Here is a 15,452-nt window from a genome sequence, read left to right on the forward strand (position 1 = left end):
GCTACACCTCCACATCATACGGTTCATAGTCTTTTCTAAGCGGATATCCTACCCAATCATCTGGCATTAAAATACGCGTTAAATTCGGATGCCCTTTAAATACAATGCCGAGCAAATCATATGCTTCTCGCTCCGGCCAGTCAGCTCCTTTCCAAAGCGCTGTCACAGATTCGACTTGCGGCGCTTCCCGGTCTAGCTTTACCTTCACCGCTACCGATTGTTTCTTGCTATATGAAAACAAATGAACATACACTTCCATATGTGTCACAAAATCCGTCGCATGTAGCTCTGACATATAATCAAAAGCAAGTCCCTCATGGAATCGCAGTGACTCCATCACTTCATAATACTTTTCTGGATCCACCACAAGAGTTGGCACATCCTTTGACAGTTTATTAATGTAGGAATCTACTAATGCACCCTCTCCTAACTTCTCCCTAATAGCCTCAACATACTGATTTAAATACGGCTGATTTACGGACGGTTCTTCCTGCTTCGGCTCATCCTCTTTCTTACCTTCAGCTCCCTTTGTCTTCGCTCTTGCAGCCGCTGCTGCTTTCGCTTTTGCCGCTGCAATTGCCTTTGCCTTTTCATCTCCCGAATCCCCATCACCTTGCGAGGCTTTCTGCTTCGCCAATGCTGCCGCTTTCGCCTTTGCCGCCGCCACCGCTTTTGCCTTGGCTTTCGCTTTTTCTTCTTCCGTTACTTCTTCGGTTCCTTCTCTTTTTTGCTTCGCTAATGCTGCCGCTTTTGCTTTTGCCGCTGCTGCTGCCTTCGCCTTAGCTTTCGCTTTTTCTTCTTCCGTTACTTCTTCTGTCCCTTCTCTTTTCTGCTTCGCTAACGCTGCCGCTTTTGCCTTTGCAGCTGCTGCTGCCTTCGCCTTGGCTTTCGCTTTTTCTTCTTCCGTTACTTCTTCGATTCCTTCTCTTTTTTGCTTCGCTAATGCTGCCGCTTTTGCTTTTGCCGCTGCTGCTGCCTTCGCCTTGGCTTTCGCTTTTTCTTCTTCCGTTACTTCTTCGGTTCCTTCTCTTTTCTGTTTCGCTAACGCCGCCGCTTTTGCCTTTGCAGCTGCTGCTGCACGTCGTTTTGCTTCTTCTATAGTAATATCATCATTTTTTGGTAGCGCTTTCTCTTTTTCTTGATCTTCCTCCTCAAGTTCACTTATTTCCGCCTCGTGTTTCGCTACAAGGCGTTTTCTCGCTTCTTCTTTCGCACGCCTAGCTGCTTCTTTTTTCAGATCCTCTAAATCTTTATTTGGATTACTCATTTATTCGTCACCTGCTTTCCGGTCTTTGCCTCGTAACGAATTTTCTCTTTTAATTTATTAATCCCATAGATTAAAGCAGCTGGATTTGGGGGACAACCAGGAATATACACATCAACTGGTACGATTTGGTCTACACCTTTCACAACAGCATATGAATTTACATACGGACCACCTGCTGTCGCACAAGATCCCATCGCAATAACCCATTTTGGTTCGGGCATTTGATCATATAAACGCCGAACAATAGGAGCCATCTTCTTCGTTACTGTTCCCGATACAATCATGACGTCCGATTGCCTTGGTGAAGTTCGAAAAAATGACCCAAATCGATCTAAATCGTAATGTGATGAGCCTACCCCCATCATTTCAATTGCACAGCATGCCAGTCCGAATGTCATCGGCCATAAAGAGTTGCTCCTCGCCCATCCTTTCAACTGTTCCAATGTAGAAAAAAAGATATTTCGTTCTAATTCTGCTCGCTCATTTGGATGTAATTCCTCAAAATTTATAACCATTGTAACACCTTCTTTTTCCAAGCATACGCTAATCCAACTAGCAACATTACAACAAAGATGAGCATTTCAATTAATGCAAATAAACCTAGCTTGTCATACGCAACAGCCCAAGGATATAAAAATAAAGTTTCTACATCAAAGATCACAAACAATAAAGCGAAAATATAATAACGAGCATGAAACCGAATATTTGCATCATGAAAAGGCTCAATTCCACTCTCATACGTCGTCGCCTTTGCTGCACTTGGTTTATTTGGGCGCAGCATCCTTCCTAATGTAAGAGCCACTACCGGCAGCAATATACCTAATAGCAAGAAAATCAAAACGATCATATAACTATTTTCATATACACTTGCCATTGTGAAACCCTCCCCCCTAAATTAAGAACAAGTTCACATAGTAAACAATATGTCCTAGTTGCAGTAATTATTATTTTTAAATTTTTCTAAATAATGCAACTATTCTAATCATTATAGCAAACTTCAAATTCCTATGTCGATATGTTGGGAGACAGAAACAAGAATTATTAAAATCTATCTTTACAACTTGCTATAATTGTGCAAAATAAATATAAAACTTATATATGCTTTTCAAGAAACCGTAGGTGATATAAATGAAAAAACAAACACATGTAAGTATTCTTATAAGCATTGTATTGCTGTCTATAACGCTTCACTATGTAGCAATGCCTTTTGTATATGAATACTCATTTCCTTTTCAGCTATTAATCGGAACGAGCACCCTATTAATTGATATTATCGCTTGTAGTTATATACTTTATTTTTCAAACATGAAAGAAGGGCTATCTCGTTTATTTTGGATCATATTATCTGTTGGAGCTCTCTCTTATTTTATCGGTGATATAGTCGTTGCCTATCAGCGTTTAATTGTAAAGGACTTCTATACGTTCGTTGATCCATCTGACTTTTTTTACTTACTTTTTTTAGTTAGCTTTACGTTTGCCTTTCTATACGAAATCATTTATAACCGAGATTTATTAGAAAAACTTTTTATGCTATGTGATATTTGTATTATCGTTACAGCCCAATTTACTTTAAGTTACTACTTACTTATTGAACGAACTATTCATATCTTTACAACATCCTATATCGACATATTTGTTCAACTTACCTATCCAATGGCTGATTTACTCTTTCTCTTAATAGGAATCAACCTTTTATTCAAACCACTATCCTTATTACCTAAAAAGGTCGGTGCACTTCTTGGCAGTGCTTTAATTTTATATGCTACTACAGATGCGATTTATGCTTATATAAAATACTTCATACCAGAGTATTCTATGTTTACAGTTACGCCTTTCTATCAAGTAACCTTAGTACTAGTAGCAATCGCCTGTATTCTCCATACAAAAAAGCCTGAAAAACAAGAACAAGTACTACTAACACCTAAAATTGGCGAATCAATCCGATTATCATTACCGTATATTTCGGTAGTAATGCTTATTGTTTTTATATTAGTTGAATACGTTTTTGCGCCTATTATAGTAATCGGACTTATAATAACTTTTTCTTTCGTTCTCATACGTCATAGTTTAGTTCGAAAACAAAATAAAATATTATTGATCGCTCAAATGCAATTCAACTCAGAACTCGAGAAACAAATTAAACTACGTACAGAAGATTTAGTAGAACAGAAAAATGAACTCTATCATAATCAACAAATGTTTAAATCTTTATACGAGCATCATCCCGATCCAATTTTCACATTAGATTTGTACGGTAATTTTCTCAAAGTAAATAACGCTGGTACTACTTTACTCGGTTATCAAACGAATGAATTATTAAACCAGCCTTACTACTCACTCATATACGAAGAAGATTTAGAAGAAATGATTAACGCCTTTCATCGCGTGAAAAAGGGATATTCTATTTCTTTAGAAATACGGGCTTACCATAAAAACAGAGATATTTACTACTTGCACGTTACCGCCGTACCGATCTTTTTAAAGGAGAAAATTTCTGGGGTTTATTTAATGATTAAAGATATTACGGAAAGCAAACAACAACAAGAACAAATCAACTTCCTAGCATACCATGATACTTTAACAGAGCTTGCAAATCGTCGTGCATTTCATCAACATTTAGAACAGGCAATTGCGCGAGCAAAAATATCGAAAAAGCCTTTTGCTGTTATGTTTCTCGACCTAGACCGTTTTAAGGTTATTAATGATACCCTCGGTCATCGAGTAGGAGACCTATTACTCATCGCAGTAGCAAAAAGGCTCGAAAGAATAGCAACATCAAATATGAAACTCGCGCGGCTAGCTGGGGATGAGTTCACAATCCTTATCGAGAATTACAAAAAAAAGCCAGATGTCCAAAAAATAGCTGATAGGATTGTAGCGGCCATGAATGAGCCATTTGAAATCGAAAATCAACATTTACAAATCTCACCGAGTATCGGAATTGCAATATATCCTGAAGCAGGTGAAGATGCGCTATCCATTTTGCAGCATGCTGATATGGCCATGTACGAAGCAAAGAATAAAGGAAAAAACGGTAGCTCTCTTTACACGAAAGAACTATATAAAAAAATGGAACGAAAAGCTCGAATTGAAAAAGATTTGCCAATCGCTTTAGTAAACAAAGAATTTTATCTCGTTTATCAACCACAAATTGATACGACAACAAATAAAATTATCGGTGCTGAAGCTTTAATACGTTGGAAACACCCACTATTAGGTGACATTTCACCATGTGAGTTTATTCCAATTGTAGAAGAGACGCCACAAGTAGTCCCACTTGGACATTGGGTATTACAAGAAGCTTGTCTCCAATTAAAAGTATGGCATACCTTTGGCTACCAAAATTTAAAAATAAGTGTTAATTTATCCGCAAAAGAATTCCGGCAAGATCAATTAATCGAAAACATTTCACAAATATTAAACGACGTGCAAGTCGATCCAAAATATGTAACACTTGAGTTAACAGAAAGAATTGCAATGATTGACGAGAAAGAAACATTATTGAGACTGAAGCAATTAAAAGAGTATGGTATCCAAACTTCCATTGATGACTTCGGTACTGGGTATTCTTCTCTTGCTTATTTATCAATTTTTCCAATCGACACATTAAAAGTACCGAGAGAATTTACACAATTAGCTGATCATCGTCCTGAAGAACGAGCCATCGTTTCTACAATACTTTCCCTCGCAAATACTTTAAATCTTTCAGTCGTTGCCGAAGGAATTGAAACCGAAAAACAACTTAAGTTTCTGCAAAAACATAACTGTAAATATATGCAAGGTTACTATTTCAGTAAACCACTTACTAGTAATCAATTTATAAAATTTCTACAAAAAACCCCCAGTATGAACAAATAATTCATACTGGGGGTTTTATAGTGCTAAATTTTTTTCTCATAATATTCTTCTGCAATCTCTTCGTAAAAAGCTGCAGATGTCGTATAGAAATATGGAATTAACCATAAGAATCCAATCCCTAACGTAATACAACTTAATATAAACCAGCCAATAAAACTTAAACATAAAATGAAATACTCCATCTTATGTCCATCCATCATACGACGACTTTCTGTAATAGCTTGGTTCAGTGAATACTCAGGATGATCGTTTATAATAAAGTATGTCATCGCATAAGAAAATGATTTAATAATACCTGGAATAATGAACAATAACGTCCATAAGAAAAGATAAAGATTTACTAATAAATATAATAAAAATGATTTTAGAAATCTCTTTCCCTCTGAAAACCAAATAAATACATTACCAATACTAGCTTGCTTTTCACGAAGGATATTTAAACCAAGGTAATATCCACCTAAAGTTAACGGTCCAGTAACAAAAAATGAAAGAATATTCGTTGAAAGTGAACCATTTGTTTTTTGCCAACCGAAAATTAAAGAAAATCCCCAATCAACACTAAAACTAAAAGCCGTGATAAGAATTGAAATGAGTAGTGTAGCTCCAACAGCTAATCCCCATTTCCCTTCTAATGAATCTAGTGCTTCTCCTTTTAAATCACTAATCATGCGTAGCCTCGCCTCCTATACACAATAATTCTATTAGTATAGCATGTTCCTATTGAAATTCACCTTTTGAAATGTAGCGATAAAAGTGTGCTGTCGTCGTACTCATATACGGACTAAGCCAAAGAAATCCTATTCCAAAAGTAAGCAGCGCTAAAATAGCCCATCCTATGAAGCTCAGCCATAAAAGAAACAAATCTAACTTATGACCCTTCATAAGATTCTTACTTTCCTTCATCGCCTGCGAAACACTATATTCTGGATTTTCAATCATCACATAGTACGTCAGTGCATAAGAAAAATACATCACAATCATACCAACAATTGAAATTGCTAATAGTACGAAGAAAGCTATTGCAAATGACGTATTCCCTTCTTCACCTAACAATGCAAATAAGCCTATTAACAGCATCGGAATCCATGTACCTGTATATAACAAAATCGCAAGCATTGCCCACATTGTTTTCATCATTCTTTTAAAGCCACGAAATCCTTCGAATAAGTAATCTACTTTAGCATCTTCTCGTTTACTAATCTGTAAAAATACATTTGTATAACCATATGACGTAATCCCATACGATGCGTTACTCAAAATTATCATAATGCAATAAAAAATTCCAAAGGTAATACCTGCTCCAATTGACATCGTTTCCTCTTCAAATGATCCAGTTAAGCCTGCAACTGAGAGAAATATAATAATTCCTGGAATTAACAGTATAAGCATTGCAGCCATCGAAACGACATAACTTAAAATAAAATATAAAATTGTTGATCCAACACCTAGTCCCCATTTTCCCTTTAAAGAGTACAATGCTTCTCGCTTCATTTCACCAATCATTGATCCATCCCCTTTATGAAATATAAATTGTTGTACACTTCTACTTATACAAGCATCAATATAATTATACCATTTTTGTAAAATTATCCATAAAATACACACAAAAAAATCCGTAAAGGCAAAGCCCTTACGGATTTTTTTACTTCATATCGGAAACGTTTAAACGGTTCACGGCACGTTGTAATGCCATTTCTGCACGTTTAAAGTCAACATGTGCTTGTTTATCTTGCAGACGTTGCTCAGCGCGACGCTTCGCTTCATTTGCGCGATGGATATCGATATGGTTTGCTTCTTCAGCAGATGATGATAATACAGTCACTTTATCTGGACGAACTTCGATAAAGCCACCGCTTACTGCTACATAATCAGTGTGTCCACCATTTTTCAGACGAACTGCACTAATTTTTAATGGTGCAACAGTTGGAATGTGACCTGGTAAGATCCCCATTTCCCCACTCTCTGCTTTTACACTTACCATTTCTACTTCTTTTTCGTAAACCGGTCCATCAGGAGTTACAATACTGACTGGAAATGTCTTCATACTTCGTCCCTCCTAAGGCCTTACGCCATCATTTTCTTCGCGTTTTCAATAACTTCTTCAATGCCACCTACTAAGCGGAATGCATCTTCTGGAAGGTCATCATATTTTCCTTCTAGAATTTCTTTGAAACCACTAACTGTATTCTTTACAGGTACGTAAGAACCTTTTTGACCTGTAAACTGCTCAGCTACGTGGAAGTTTTGAGATAAGAAGAATTGAATACGACGAGCACGATGTACAACTAACTTATCTTCTTCAGATAACTCATCCATACCTAAGATAGCGATGATATCTTGAAGTTCTTTATAACGTTGTAAAGTTTGCTGTACTTGACGAGCTACTTCATAATGCTCTTCTCCTACGATTTCTGGAGAAAGTGCACGAGATGTAGATGCTAATGGATCTACGGCTGGGTAAATACCCATTTGCGTTAAACGACGCTCTAAGTTTGTTGTTGCATCTAAGTGAGCGAACGTTGTAGCTGGTGCTGGGTCAGTATAGTCATCGGCTGGTACATATACCGCTTGGATAGACGTGATAGACCCTTTATTTGTAGATGTAATACGCTCTTGTAATTGACCCATTTCTGTTGCAAGTGTTGGTTGGTAACCTACCGCAGATGGCATACGACCAAGAAGGGCAGATACTTCAGAACCCGCTTGCGTGAAACGGAAGATGTTATCGATGAACAGAAGTACGTCTTGTCCTTGCTCATCACGGAAATGCTCAGCCATTGTTAAACCTGTTAATGCAACACGTTGACGTGCTCCAGGTGGCTCGTTCATTTGTCCGAATACCATCGCAGTTTTCTTGATTACGCCAGAATCGCTCATTTCGTGGTATAAGTCATTACCCTCACGAGTACGCTCACCTACACCAGCGAATACAGAGATACCACCGTGCTCTTGTGCGATGTTATTGATTAACTCCTGAATTAATACTGTTTTACCTACGCCGGCACCACCGAATAGGCCGATCTTACCACCCTTAATGTAAGGAGCAAGTAAGTCTACTACTTTAATACCAGTTTCAAGAATTTCTACTTTAGTAGATAATTCTTCGAATGCAGGTGCTTGACGGTGAATTGGATCACGGTGTACATCCGCAGGAAGTTCACCATCTAAGTCAATTGCATCACCTAATACGTTGAATACACGTCCAAGTGTTGCATCACCAACTGGTACAGAGATTGCTTTACCAGTATCTTCTACTTCTGTGCCACGAACAAGTCCATCTGTGGAAGACATCGCAACTGTACGAACTGTATCATCACCTAAATGAAGTGCAACTTCAAATGTTAAGTTCATGCTTCCGTTTTCGTTGCTTTGTTTTACCGTAAGGGCATTGTAGATTTCTGGTAGCTTTCCGCCATCAAACTTAACGTCTACAACCGGACCCATGATTTGCGTAACGCGCCCTTTATTCATCGGGTTCCCTCCTAGCTTTCTTTTAATTAGCTACCTCTATCAGAGAGGTTAGCTTTTAATTTTTTATTAGTTTAGCTTACGCGACTCTCCTGAAAGAGCCGCTTCCGCTTTTTATTGAATCCAGCTCCAGCGGTTAGAATGTTCGGTGGCTTTGCTTTTTCCTACGAGGCACAAACCGCCTCTACGTCAAAAGGCTCCATCCCCCTCTCATTCTGAACGAACCGCTTCCGCTTTTTAATACTATTCTAACGCTGCTGCTCCACCAACGATTTCCGTAATTTCTTGCGTAATCGCTGCCTGACGCGCACGGTTGAATGAAAGTGTAAGTGAATCGATAACTTCCATTGCGTTGTCTGTAGCACTCTTCATTGCTGTCATACGCGCTGCGTGCTCACTTGCTTTACCGTCTAGTAATGCACCGTACACTAAGCTTTCTGCGTATTGTGGCAATAGTACTTTTAAAATTTCTTCTTCAGAAGGTTCGAATTCATAAGCTGTCGTCGGTTTGTCAGACGCCACATCAGTAAGCGGTAAAATTTTATTTTCCGTTACCTCTTGTGAAATTTTACTTACGTAATGGTTGTAGTAAATGTACAGCTCATCATAAGCACCATCTGCGAACATCGCAATTGCTCGAGAAGCAAGGTCTTTAATATCAGTAAATGATGGGTGGTCAGATAATCCAACTACTTCATCAATAATGTTAAAGCCGCGACGTTTTAAATAATCACGTCCTAGTCGTCCAAGCACAATAATAGAATATTGGTTTGAATCCATATTATGACGTTCACGAATTACGTTACTTACTGTACGTAATACGTTACTGTTATAACCACCTGCTAGTCCGCGATCAGACGTAATAACGATGTATCCTGTACGCTTTACAGGACGCGCATTTAGCATTGGATGATTAATCCCTTTGCTTCCTTGCGCAATGCTCGCTACTACTTCTTGAATCTTTTCCATATACGGAACGAAAGATTTAGCATTTTGCTCTGCACGGTTTAACTTAGATGCAGATACCATCTCCATCGCTTTCGTAATTTGACTCGTTTTCTTTGTCGAGTTAATCTTCGCTTTTATATCGCGTAAAGATGCCACAGGTTTTCACCACCTTTTTTCCGGAAGTTGGCACGATTAGTAAGAATCCTCTTCCTAATCTACGTTGCAAGATATTCTTGCTCATGATTGAAGGAAAAGAATAGGTGCACCTACTCTTTTCCTTTACATGACCTTTAGCAATCTCAGAGCCCGAGATGCCTTTTATATATACTATCTAGCTCCAGCGGCTTGAACGAGCCGCTTCCGCTTTTATTATTCAGAAGCTACGAATACTTTTTTAAATCCATTGATTGCTGCTGCAAATTTGTCGTCATCCGCAAGTTTCTTAGTTGTGCGGATTTCTTCTAATAAGTCAGTCGCATTAGAATCTAACCAAGCATGGAATTCTTCTTCAAAACGAGTGATATCTACTACTGGGATATCATCTAGGAATCCACGTGTTAAAGCGTAAAGAATGATAACTTGTTTCTCTACACGTAACGGTTTGTGTAATCCTTGTTTTAATACCTCAACAGTACGAGCACCACGGTTTAATTTCGCTTGAGTTGCTTTATCAAGGTCAGAACCGAACTGAGCGAACGCTTCTAACTCACGGTAAGATGCAAGGTCAAGACGAAGTGTACCTGATACTTTACTCATTGCTTTAATCTGAGCAGATCCACCTACACGAGATACAGAAGTACCCGCATCGATCGCTGGACGTACGCCAGAGAAGAATAGGTCAGATTGTAAGAAGATTTGTCCATCCGTAATAGAAATTACGTTTGTTGGGATGTATGCTGATACGTCCCCTGCTTGTGTTTCGATGAAAGGTAGTGCAGTTAAAGAACCGCCGCCTTTTGCATCACTTAATTTTGCTGCACGCTCTAATAAGCGAGAATGTAAGTAGAATACATCCCCTGGGTAAGCTTCACGACCTGGAGGACGACGTAATAGTAATGACAGCTCACGGTAAGCCGCTGCTTGTTTTGATAAGTCATCATATACTACTAATACGTGTTTACCATTGTACATGAACTCTTCACCCATTGTTACACCAGCATAAGGAGCTAGGTATAATAATGGAGCTGGTTGAGAAGCAGATGCAGTTACAACGATTGTGTATTCTAATGCACCGTGCTTACGTAGTGTTTCTACTACGTTACGTACAGTTGATTCTTTTTGTCCAATTGCTACGTAGATACAAATCATGTCTTCATCTTTTTGGTTAATGATTGTATCAAGTGCAACTGCTGTTTTACCAGTTTGACGGTCACCAATGATTAACTCACGTTGACCACGGCCAATTGGTACAAGAGCATCGATCGCTTTAATACCTGTTTGAAGTGGCTCATGAACAGATTTACGATCCATTACACCTGGTGCTGGACTTTCGATTGGACGAGTGTTTGTTGTATTGATTGGGCCTAAACCATCAACTGGTTGACCTAATGGGTTTACAACACGACCAATTAGTTCTTTTCCTACTGGTACTTGCATGATGCGACCAGTACGACGAACTTCGTCACCTTCACGGATTTCTGTGTAAGGTCCTAAAATGATAATACCTACGTTGTTTTCCTCTAAGTTTTGTGCTAGTCCCATAACGCCGTTAGAGAACTCTACAAGTTCACCAGCCATAACGTTATCAAGACCATGAGCACGCGCGATACCGTCACCAACTTGGATAACTGTACCAACATCACTAACTTCGATTTCAGACTGATAGTTCTCGATTTGTTGCTTTATCAGTGCGCTAATTTCTTCAGCTCTGATGCTCATGTGCTTCACCCCTATCTATTCTTCATTAATTCACGCTGAATACGTGCTAATTTTCCTTGTAAACTTCCGTCATAAATGCGATTTCCAATACGTACTTTAATTCCGCCTAGTAAATCTTCATCTACAACATTTTTCACGCGAATTGCATCTTTTCCCGTTCTCTTTGCAAATGCTTCAGCAATGTTAAGCTTCTCTTCTTCTGATAGAAGACGAGTAGAATATACAGTTGCATCCGCTACGTTACGTTCTTCATTAGCAAGAACAACATATTCATCTGCAATTTCAGGTAAGATATCAATGCGTTTGTTATCAATTAAAATATATAACGTATTTAAAATAGATTCAGAAACAGATCCGAATACGTTTGCAAGAAACGTTTTCTTTTGTTCCTTTGAAATGTTCGGTTGCGTTAAAAAGCTATGTAGTTCTCCGTTCTTTACATAAACGTTTTGTACAAGGCGTAATTCCTCTTCAAACATTTCTAATACGTGTTTTTCTTTTGCAATTTTAAAAAGAGCGACAGCATAACGTTTTGCTACAATCCCATTGCTCATCGCGCTTCTCCTACTTCTTTAATATAATCGCGAATTAACTTCACTTGATCTTCTTCTTTTAATTCTTTTTCAATTACTTTAGAAGCAATTTGAACAGATAAAGAAGCGACTTGTTCTTGTAAAGCAGCAATTGCTTGCTCTTTTTCGCGTTGAATTTCTTGTACAGCAGATGCTTTAATTGATTCTGCTTCTTCTTTCGCAGCAGCAACAATAACATCCTTTTGATCTACAGCTTGCTTTTTCGCTCTTTCGATTAACTCTTGTGCTTCAACACGCGATTGTTTTAACATCTCACGTTGTTCTTCTACTAATTTCTTCGCTTCAGCATTATTTCTTTCTGCAGCGTCGATTTCATTAGCAACGTGCTCTTCACGTTCTTTCATAATTCCCATTAAAGGACCCCACGCAAATTTGCGTAGCATTACTAATAGAAGTAAGAAAATGAACAATGTATAAGCAATCGTTCCAAATGGAATGGAAGCTCCTAATAATAAAGTTGGCACAAGGATTCACTCCCTTCAAAATATCTAAATTGATCATATGAAAAAAAAAGACATACGTTTCGTTCATAAAGCAATGGCGAAGAAAGTTCGGAAAAACACTCTTCGCCATCTATGTAAGGGGAGTCTCCCTTATTTGTTCATTACGATGAATGCAATAACTACACCGATGATTGGAAGTGCCTCAACTAAAGCAACCCCGATGAACATAATTGTTTGAAGTGCGCCTTTTAATTCTGGTTGACGAGCAACACCTTCGATTGTACGTGATACGATAAGACCGTTACCAATACCTGCACCTAATGCTGATAAACCAATTGCAATTGCAGCTGCGATTACACCTAAACTCATTTAATTTGTCCTCCTTTGTATTATAAAAAAATAAATTTTTTCTTACTTAAATTATATTAATGGTCATGGCTTACTTTATGAGCCATATAAACCATCGTTAACATAACGAAAATAAATGCTTGGATTGATCCAACGAATACACTGAATCCCATCCATGCTAACATTGGTACAAGCGCACCTAATGCCCCAAGGACTGATGCTCCGCCCAACTTAGCAAGTAATCCTAATAAGATCTCACCTGCATAAATGTTACCAAATAAACGAAGACCTAACGTTAATGTGTTAGCAAACTCCTCAATAACCTTTAATGGGAATAAGAATTTCATAGGTTGGAAATAACCTTTTACGTACTCTTTCGTACCCTTCATCTTAATTCCATAATAATGGGTGAGGGTAACTACCATCACGGCTAATGTTAATGTAACTGCTGGATCAGACGTTGGTGATCTCCACCATGCAATATGTTCGCCAGCTTCAGTTGCTGAATACATGAATGGTAAACCAAGGAAGTTCGATACGATGATAAACATGATAAGCGTAACGCCAAGCGTTAAGAAACGTCCACCTGTTTTCCAGTCCATCGTACTATTGATAATCCCTTTCACGAAGTCAAACACCCATTCCATGAAGTTTTGCATCCCGGTTGGGCGAAGAGCTAAGCTGCGAGTTCCGATAACAGCGATTAAGAAAACAATAACTGCTGCTACAGTAACCATCATAACTGATGACAAATCGAACGTTAAACCTAGAAATTCAACTAATTTACCGTGTTCCACTAGTAATTCACCTCTCTTCCCTGCTCTTATACTCTAAATAAAGAAAATCTATGATCATGACAAGGTATCCTGTCAGCAATCCTACACCTAGGCCCCACATCGCGATTAACTCTTGATATTTGGCTGCAAATAAAATTAATAACCCAATCGTGGCGAATCTTGAATATGTACTTACCGCTGTTGCCTTGAACTTCACGTTTTCTCCATTTGTTACGCGATCTAGCAGCTTGTCTGTTCTACGTGCAATGATGCGCAAACTAAGAAAACTGAAAATCGTACCGATAATCAGTCCAAGAAATACATCCTTGTAAGAGGTAAATCCCCATCCTAGCACTAGAAGCGCAAGCAAGTAGTACATATATTTCTTTTGTCTTTGGACAAGTCCATGTACGTCTATCATCATTGCTCTCCCGAATAGTAATGTCGAATGAGTCGAATCATTGCGTATACCCCTGTTCCTAGTCCGAGTAATAACCCTATAATAAGAAACAACGGAAACGTTCCAACCTTATTATCAATCCACTGCCCACCAAAGATTCCAACAAGAATAGAACCGACTAATTGAGCAAGAATACCTGACATTAAAGCATAAGCTTTTATATGGCTGCGATCGTTTTTTTGCAAGGATTCATCCCTCCAATATGTAACCCTCATTCACGATGTGTTAATAATAACTCATTTTTTTGCATAAATCCTATACAAAACAAAAAGTTTACATTTTCGTCACGGAATAGATGTAATTTTGTCACTGAAAGCCCTACCATCTATCCCCGTTGTTAGCATACAATAGGGTATTAACAGTGTCAACGAGAAATCGTAAAAAATCTAAAAATTTGAGTATTAGGCATTTCCTCCCAAAAATGAAAACGTTCCCCTTCTAAATACTGGTTACATATATGCAATTTCTAACAGTTTTCTCTTTATAATAGAAGGAAATGTTCACAAGTTTGTCACTATTATATTTTCGAGATATAACGCTTTTCTTCCATAATATAGTGTTCCTCAGACGTAAGACTTCTATATTATATGTGAGGTGTATGCAACTTATGTTGTATATACGATGTATATTTATCCTCTCCCCCTCCCCTACTTGCTTACAGCAAAAAAGACGAGCTGGGGAATCTCCCCTGCTCGTCAGTTGTCTTACTTCGTTCCGAATAAACGGTCACCAGCATCACCAAGACCTGGTACTACATATCCGTGGTCATTTAATTTCTCATCTAATGCTGCTACATAAATATCAACATCAGGATGTTCTTCTTGTACTACTTTTACCCCTTCTGGAGCTGCAACGATACACATTAATTTAATTTGTTTCGCACCGCGCTTTTTCAGAGAGTTAATTGCTTCAGCCGCAGAACCACCTGTTGCTAGCATCGGATCTAGTACGATAAAGTCACGCTCTTCTACATCCGTTGGAAGTTTCACATAGTATTCTACCGGTTGCAATGTTTTAGGGTCACGGTATAAACCAACGTGTCCTACTTTTGCTGCTGGAATTAATTTCAGAATTCCATCAACCATTCCTAAACCTGCACGTAAAATCGGAATTAAACCAAGTTTTTTACCAGCGATCACTTTTGTTGTCGCTTTGCTTACAGGTGTTTCAATTTCAATGTCCTTAAGTGGAAGGTCGCGAGTAATTTCGAAAGCCATTAAGCTTGCTACTTCGTCCACTAATTCACGAAAATCTTTCGTACCTGTATTCTTATCGCGAATATATGTAATCTTATGTTGAATTAACGGGTGATCAAATACATACAGTTTTCCCATGTGAATCTCTCCTTTAGATGATATTCATGCGTTTGCACGCTTTTTTACACTATTTACGATTGTAAAGAAAACGCTACTA

18 protein-coding genes are annotated in these 15,452 nt (G+C 38.3%); 1 reads left to right on the top strand and 17 read right to left on the bottom strand.

Annotated elements, in window-relative coordinates; all coding sequences use genetic code 11:
* Nucleotide 1 precedes the first annotated feature (1 nt).
* Genes ACTL4X_RS26650 through nuoA form a run of 3 tightly spaced genes read right to left on the bottom strand, consistent with a single transcriptional unit; the run spans nucleotide 2 to nucleotide 2,141 of the window.
* Nucleotides 2–1,267, bottom strand: a complete 1,266-nt coding sequence (locus tag ACTL4X_RS26650; protein WP_151640059.1) for an NADH-quinone oxidoreductase subunit C — start codon at nucleotides 1,265–1,267, stop codon at nucleotides 2–4.
* Nucleotides 1,264–1,782, bottom strand: coding sequence for an NADH-quinone oxidoreductase subunit NuoB (gene nuoB / locus ACTL4X_RS26655; protein WP_000236331.1), 519 nt, complete (start codon nucleotides 1,780–1,782; stop codon nucleotides 1,264–1,266). The genes ACTL4X_RS26650 and nuoB overlap by 4 nt, the downstream gene beginning before the upstream one ends.
* Entirely contained in the window at nucleotides 1,773–2,141 is a 369-nt protein-coding gene (gene nuoA, locus ACTL4X_RS26660; protein ID WP_000179273.1) for an NADH-quinone oxidoreductase subunit NuoA, read from the bottom strand. Before nuoA ends, nuoB begins: the two co-directional genes overlap by 10 nt.
* 254 nt (nucleotides 2,142–2,395) lie before the next feature.
* On the opposite strand from nuoA, the gene ACTL4X_RS26665 reads away from it, so the two are divergent.
* Nucleotides 2,396–5,125, top strand: coding sequence for an EAL domain-containing protein (locus ACTL4X_RS26665; protein ID WP_134207468.1), 2,730 nt, complete (start codon nucleotides 2,396–2,398; stop codon nucleotides 5,123–5,125).
* A gap of 23 nt (nucleotides 5,126–5,148) precedes the next feature.
* Here the strand turns inward: ACTL4X_RS26665 and ACTL4X_RS26670 are convergent, their stop codons facing one another.
* The 14 genes from ACTL4X_RS26670 to upp form a co-directional block, all read right to left on the bottom strand.
* Nucleotides 5,149–5,793, bottom strand: a complete 645-nt coding sequence (locus ACTL4X_RS26670) for a DUF975 family protein (RefSeq protein WP_000622462.1) — start codon at nucleotides 5,791–5,793, stop codon at nucleotides 5,149–5,151.
* Between the two features lie 49 nt (nucleotides 5,794–5,842).
* The gene (locus ACTL4X_RS26675) at nucleotides 5,843–6,628 is read right to left on the bottom strand and encodes a DUF975 family protein (RefSeq protein WP_000578827.1); all 786 of its coding nucleotides are present in this window, start codon (nucleotides 6,626–6,628) and stop codon (nucleotides 5,843–5,845) included.
* Between the two features lie 139 nt (nucleotides 6,629–6,767).
* Nucleotides 6,768–7,169: a F0F1 ATP synthase subunit epsilon gene (atpC, locus tag ACTL4X_RS26680; RefSeq protein ID WP_000847211.1), complete on the bottom strand. Its 402-nt coding sequence runs from the start codon at nucleotides 7,167–7,169 to the stop codon at nucleotides 6,768–6,770.
* Between the two features lie 20 nt (nucleotides 7,170–7,189).
* Nucleotides 7,190–8,596 carry a F0F1 ATP synthase subunit beta gene (gene atpD / locus ACTL4X_RS26685; protein ID WP_001032595.1) on the bottom strand — a complete coding sequence of 469 codons (1,407 nt, stop codon included), beginning with the start codon at nucleotides 8,594–8,596 and terminating at the stop codon, nucleotides 7,190–7,192.
* A gap of 240 nt (nucleotides 8,597–8,836) precedes the next feature.
* Nucleotides 8,837–9,697, bottom strand: a complete 861-nt coding sequence (gene atpG, locus ACTL4X_RS26690) for a F0F1 ATP synthase subunit gamma (protein ID WP_000157696.1) — start codon at nucleotides 9,695–9,697, stop codon at nucleotides 8,837–8,839.
* Nucleotides 9,698–9,910: 213 nt separating this feature from the next.
* Nucleotides 9,911–11,419 carry a F0F1 ATP synthase subunit alpha gene (atpA, locus tag ACTL4X_RS26695; RefSeq protein ID WP_000027518.1) on the bottom strand — a complete coding sequence of 503 codons (1,509 nt, stop codon included), beginning with the start codon at nucleotides 11,417–11,419 and terminating at the stop codon, nucleotides 9,911–9,913.
* A gap of 11 nt (nucleotides 11,420–11,430) precedes the next feature.
* Nucleotides 11,431–11,973, bottom strand: a complete 543-nt coding sequence (atpH, locus tag ACTL4X_RS26700) for a F0F1 ATP synthase subunit delta (protein WP_000064683.1) — start codon at nucleotides 11,971–11,973, stop codon at nucleotides 11,431–11,433.
* Nucleotides 11,970–12,476, bottom strand: a complete 507-nt coding sequence (atpF, locus tag ACTL4X_RS26705; RefSeq protein WP_001142624.1) for a F0F1 ATP synthase subunit B — start codon at nucleotides 12,474–12,476, stop codon at nucleotides 11,970–11,972. The genes atpH and atpF overlap by 4 nt, the downstream gene beginning before the upstream one ends.
* 129 nt (nucleotides 12,477–12,605) lie before the next feature.
* A complete protein-coding gene (gene atpE, locus ACTL4X_RS26710) occupies nucleotides 12,606–12,824 on the bottom strand; it encodes a F0F1 ATP synthase subunit C (RefSeq protein ID WP_000052064.1) in 219 nt (72 codons plus the stop codon).
* Between the two features lie 56 nt (nucleotides 12,825–12,880).
* Nucleotides 12,881–13,600, bottom strand: a complete 720-nt coding sequence (atpB, locus tag ACTL4X_RS26715) for a F0F1 ATP synthase subunit A (protein ID WP_000399871.1) — start codon at nucleotides 13,598–13,600, stop codon at nucleotides 12,881–12,883.
* A 7-nt stretch (nucleotides 13,601–13,607) separates the two neighbouring features.
* On the bottom strand, nucleotides 13,608–14,000 hold the full coding sequence (locus ACTL4X_RS26720; protein ID WP_000567600.1) for an ATP synthase subunit I: 393 nt from the start codon (nucleotides 13,998–14,000) through the stop codon (nucleotides 13,608–13,610).
* Nucleotides 14,000–14,224: an AtpZ/AtpI family protein gene (locus ACTL4X_RS26725; protein WP_001171223.1), complete on the bottom strand. Its 225-nt coding sequence runs from the start codon at nucleotides 14,222–14,224 to the stop codon at nucleotides 14,000–14,002. The genes ACTL4X_RS26720 and ACTL4X_RS26725 overlap by 1 nt, the downstream gene beginning before the upstream one ends.
* Nucleotides 14,225–14,250: 26 nt before the next feature.
* Nucleotides 14,251–14,364 (bottom strand): DUF4024 domain-containing protein, encoded by a 114-nt coding sequence (locus tag ACTL4X_RS26730; RefSeq protein ID WP_000232962.1) that lies wholly within the window; start codon nucleotides 14,362–14,364, stop codon nucleotides 14,251–14,253.
* Between the two features lie 379 nt (nucleotides 14,365–14,743).
* Nucleotides 14,744–15,373: a uracil phosphoribosyltransferase gene (gene upp, locus ACTL4X_RS26735; protein WP_000517539.1), complete on the bottom strand. Its 630-nt coding sequence runs from the start codon at nucleotides 15,371–15,373 to the stop codon at nucleotides 14,744–14,746.
* Nucleotides 15,374–15,452: the final 79 nt, after the last annotated feature.

Source organism: Bacillus sp. RE35 (assembly GCF_052146655.1).
Classification (GTDB): Bacteria; Bacillota; Bacilli; order Bacillales; family Bacillaceae_G; genus Bacillus_A; species Bacillus_A cereus.

Coding starts and splice junctions, on each gene's coding strand:
- ACTL4X_RS26650 (WP_151640059.1), bottom strand. CDS start 1,267: ATGAGTAATCCAAATAAAGATTTAGAGGATCTGAAAAAAGAAGCAGCT.
- nuoB (WP_000236331.1), bottom strand. CDS start 1,782: ATGGTTATAAATTTTGAGGAATTACATCCAAATGAGCGAGCAGAATTA.
- nuoA (WP_000179273.1), bottom strand. CDS start 2,141: ATGGCAAGTGTATATGAAAATAGTTATATGATCGTTTTGATTTTCTTG.
- ACTL4X_RS26665 (WP_134207468.1), top strand. CDS start 2,396: ATGAAAAAACAAACACATGTAAGTATTCTTATAAGCATTGTATTGCTG.
- ACTL4X_RS26670 (WP_000622462.1), bottom strand. CDS start 5,793: ATGATTAGTGATTTAAAAGGAGAAGCACTAGATTCATTAGAAGGGAAA.
- ACTL4X_RS26675 (WP_000578827.1), bottom strand. CDS start 6,628: ATGATTGGTGAAATGAAGCGAGAAGCATTGTACTCTTTAAAGGGAAAA.
- atpC (WP_000847211.1), bottom strand. CDS start 7,169: ATGAAGACATTTCCAGTCAGTATTGTAACTCCTGATGGACCGGTTTAC.
- atpD (WP_001032595.1), bottom strand. CDS start 8,596: ATGAATAAAGGGCGCGTTACGCAAATCATGGGTCCGGTTGTAGACGTT.
- atpA (WP_000027518.1), bottom strand. CDS start 11,419: ATGAGCATCAGAGCTGAAGAAATTAGCGCACTGATAAAGCAACAAATC.
- atpH (WP_000064683.1), bottom strand. CDS start 11,973: ATGAGCAATGGGATTGTAGCAAAACGTTATGCTGTCGCTCTTTTTAAA.
- atpE (WP_000052064.1), bottom strand. CDS start 12,824: ATGAGTTTAGGTGTAATCGCAGCTGCAATTGCAATTGGTTTATCAGCA.
- ACTL4X_RS26720 (WP_000567600.1), bottom strand. CDS start 14,000: ATGATAGACGTACATGGACTTGTCCAAAGACAAAAGAAATATATGTAC.
- ACTL4X_RS26730 (WP_000232962.1), bottom strand. CDS start 14,364: ATGGTAGGGCTTTCAGTGACAAAATTACATCTATTCCGTGACGAAAAT.
- upp (WP_000517539.1), bottom strand. CDS start 15,373: ATGGGAAAACTGTATGTATTTGATCACCCGTTAATTCAACATAAGATT.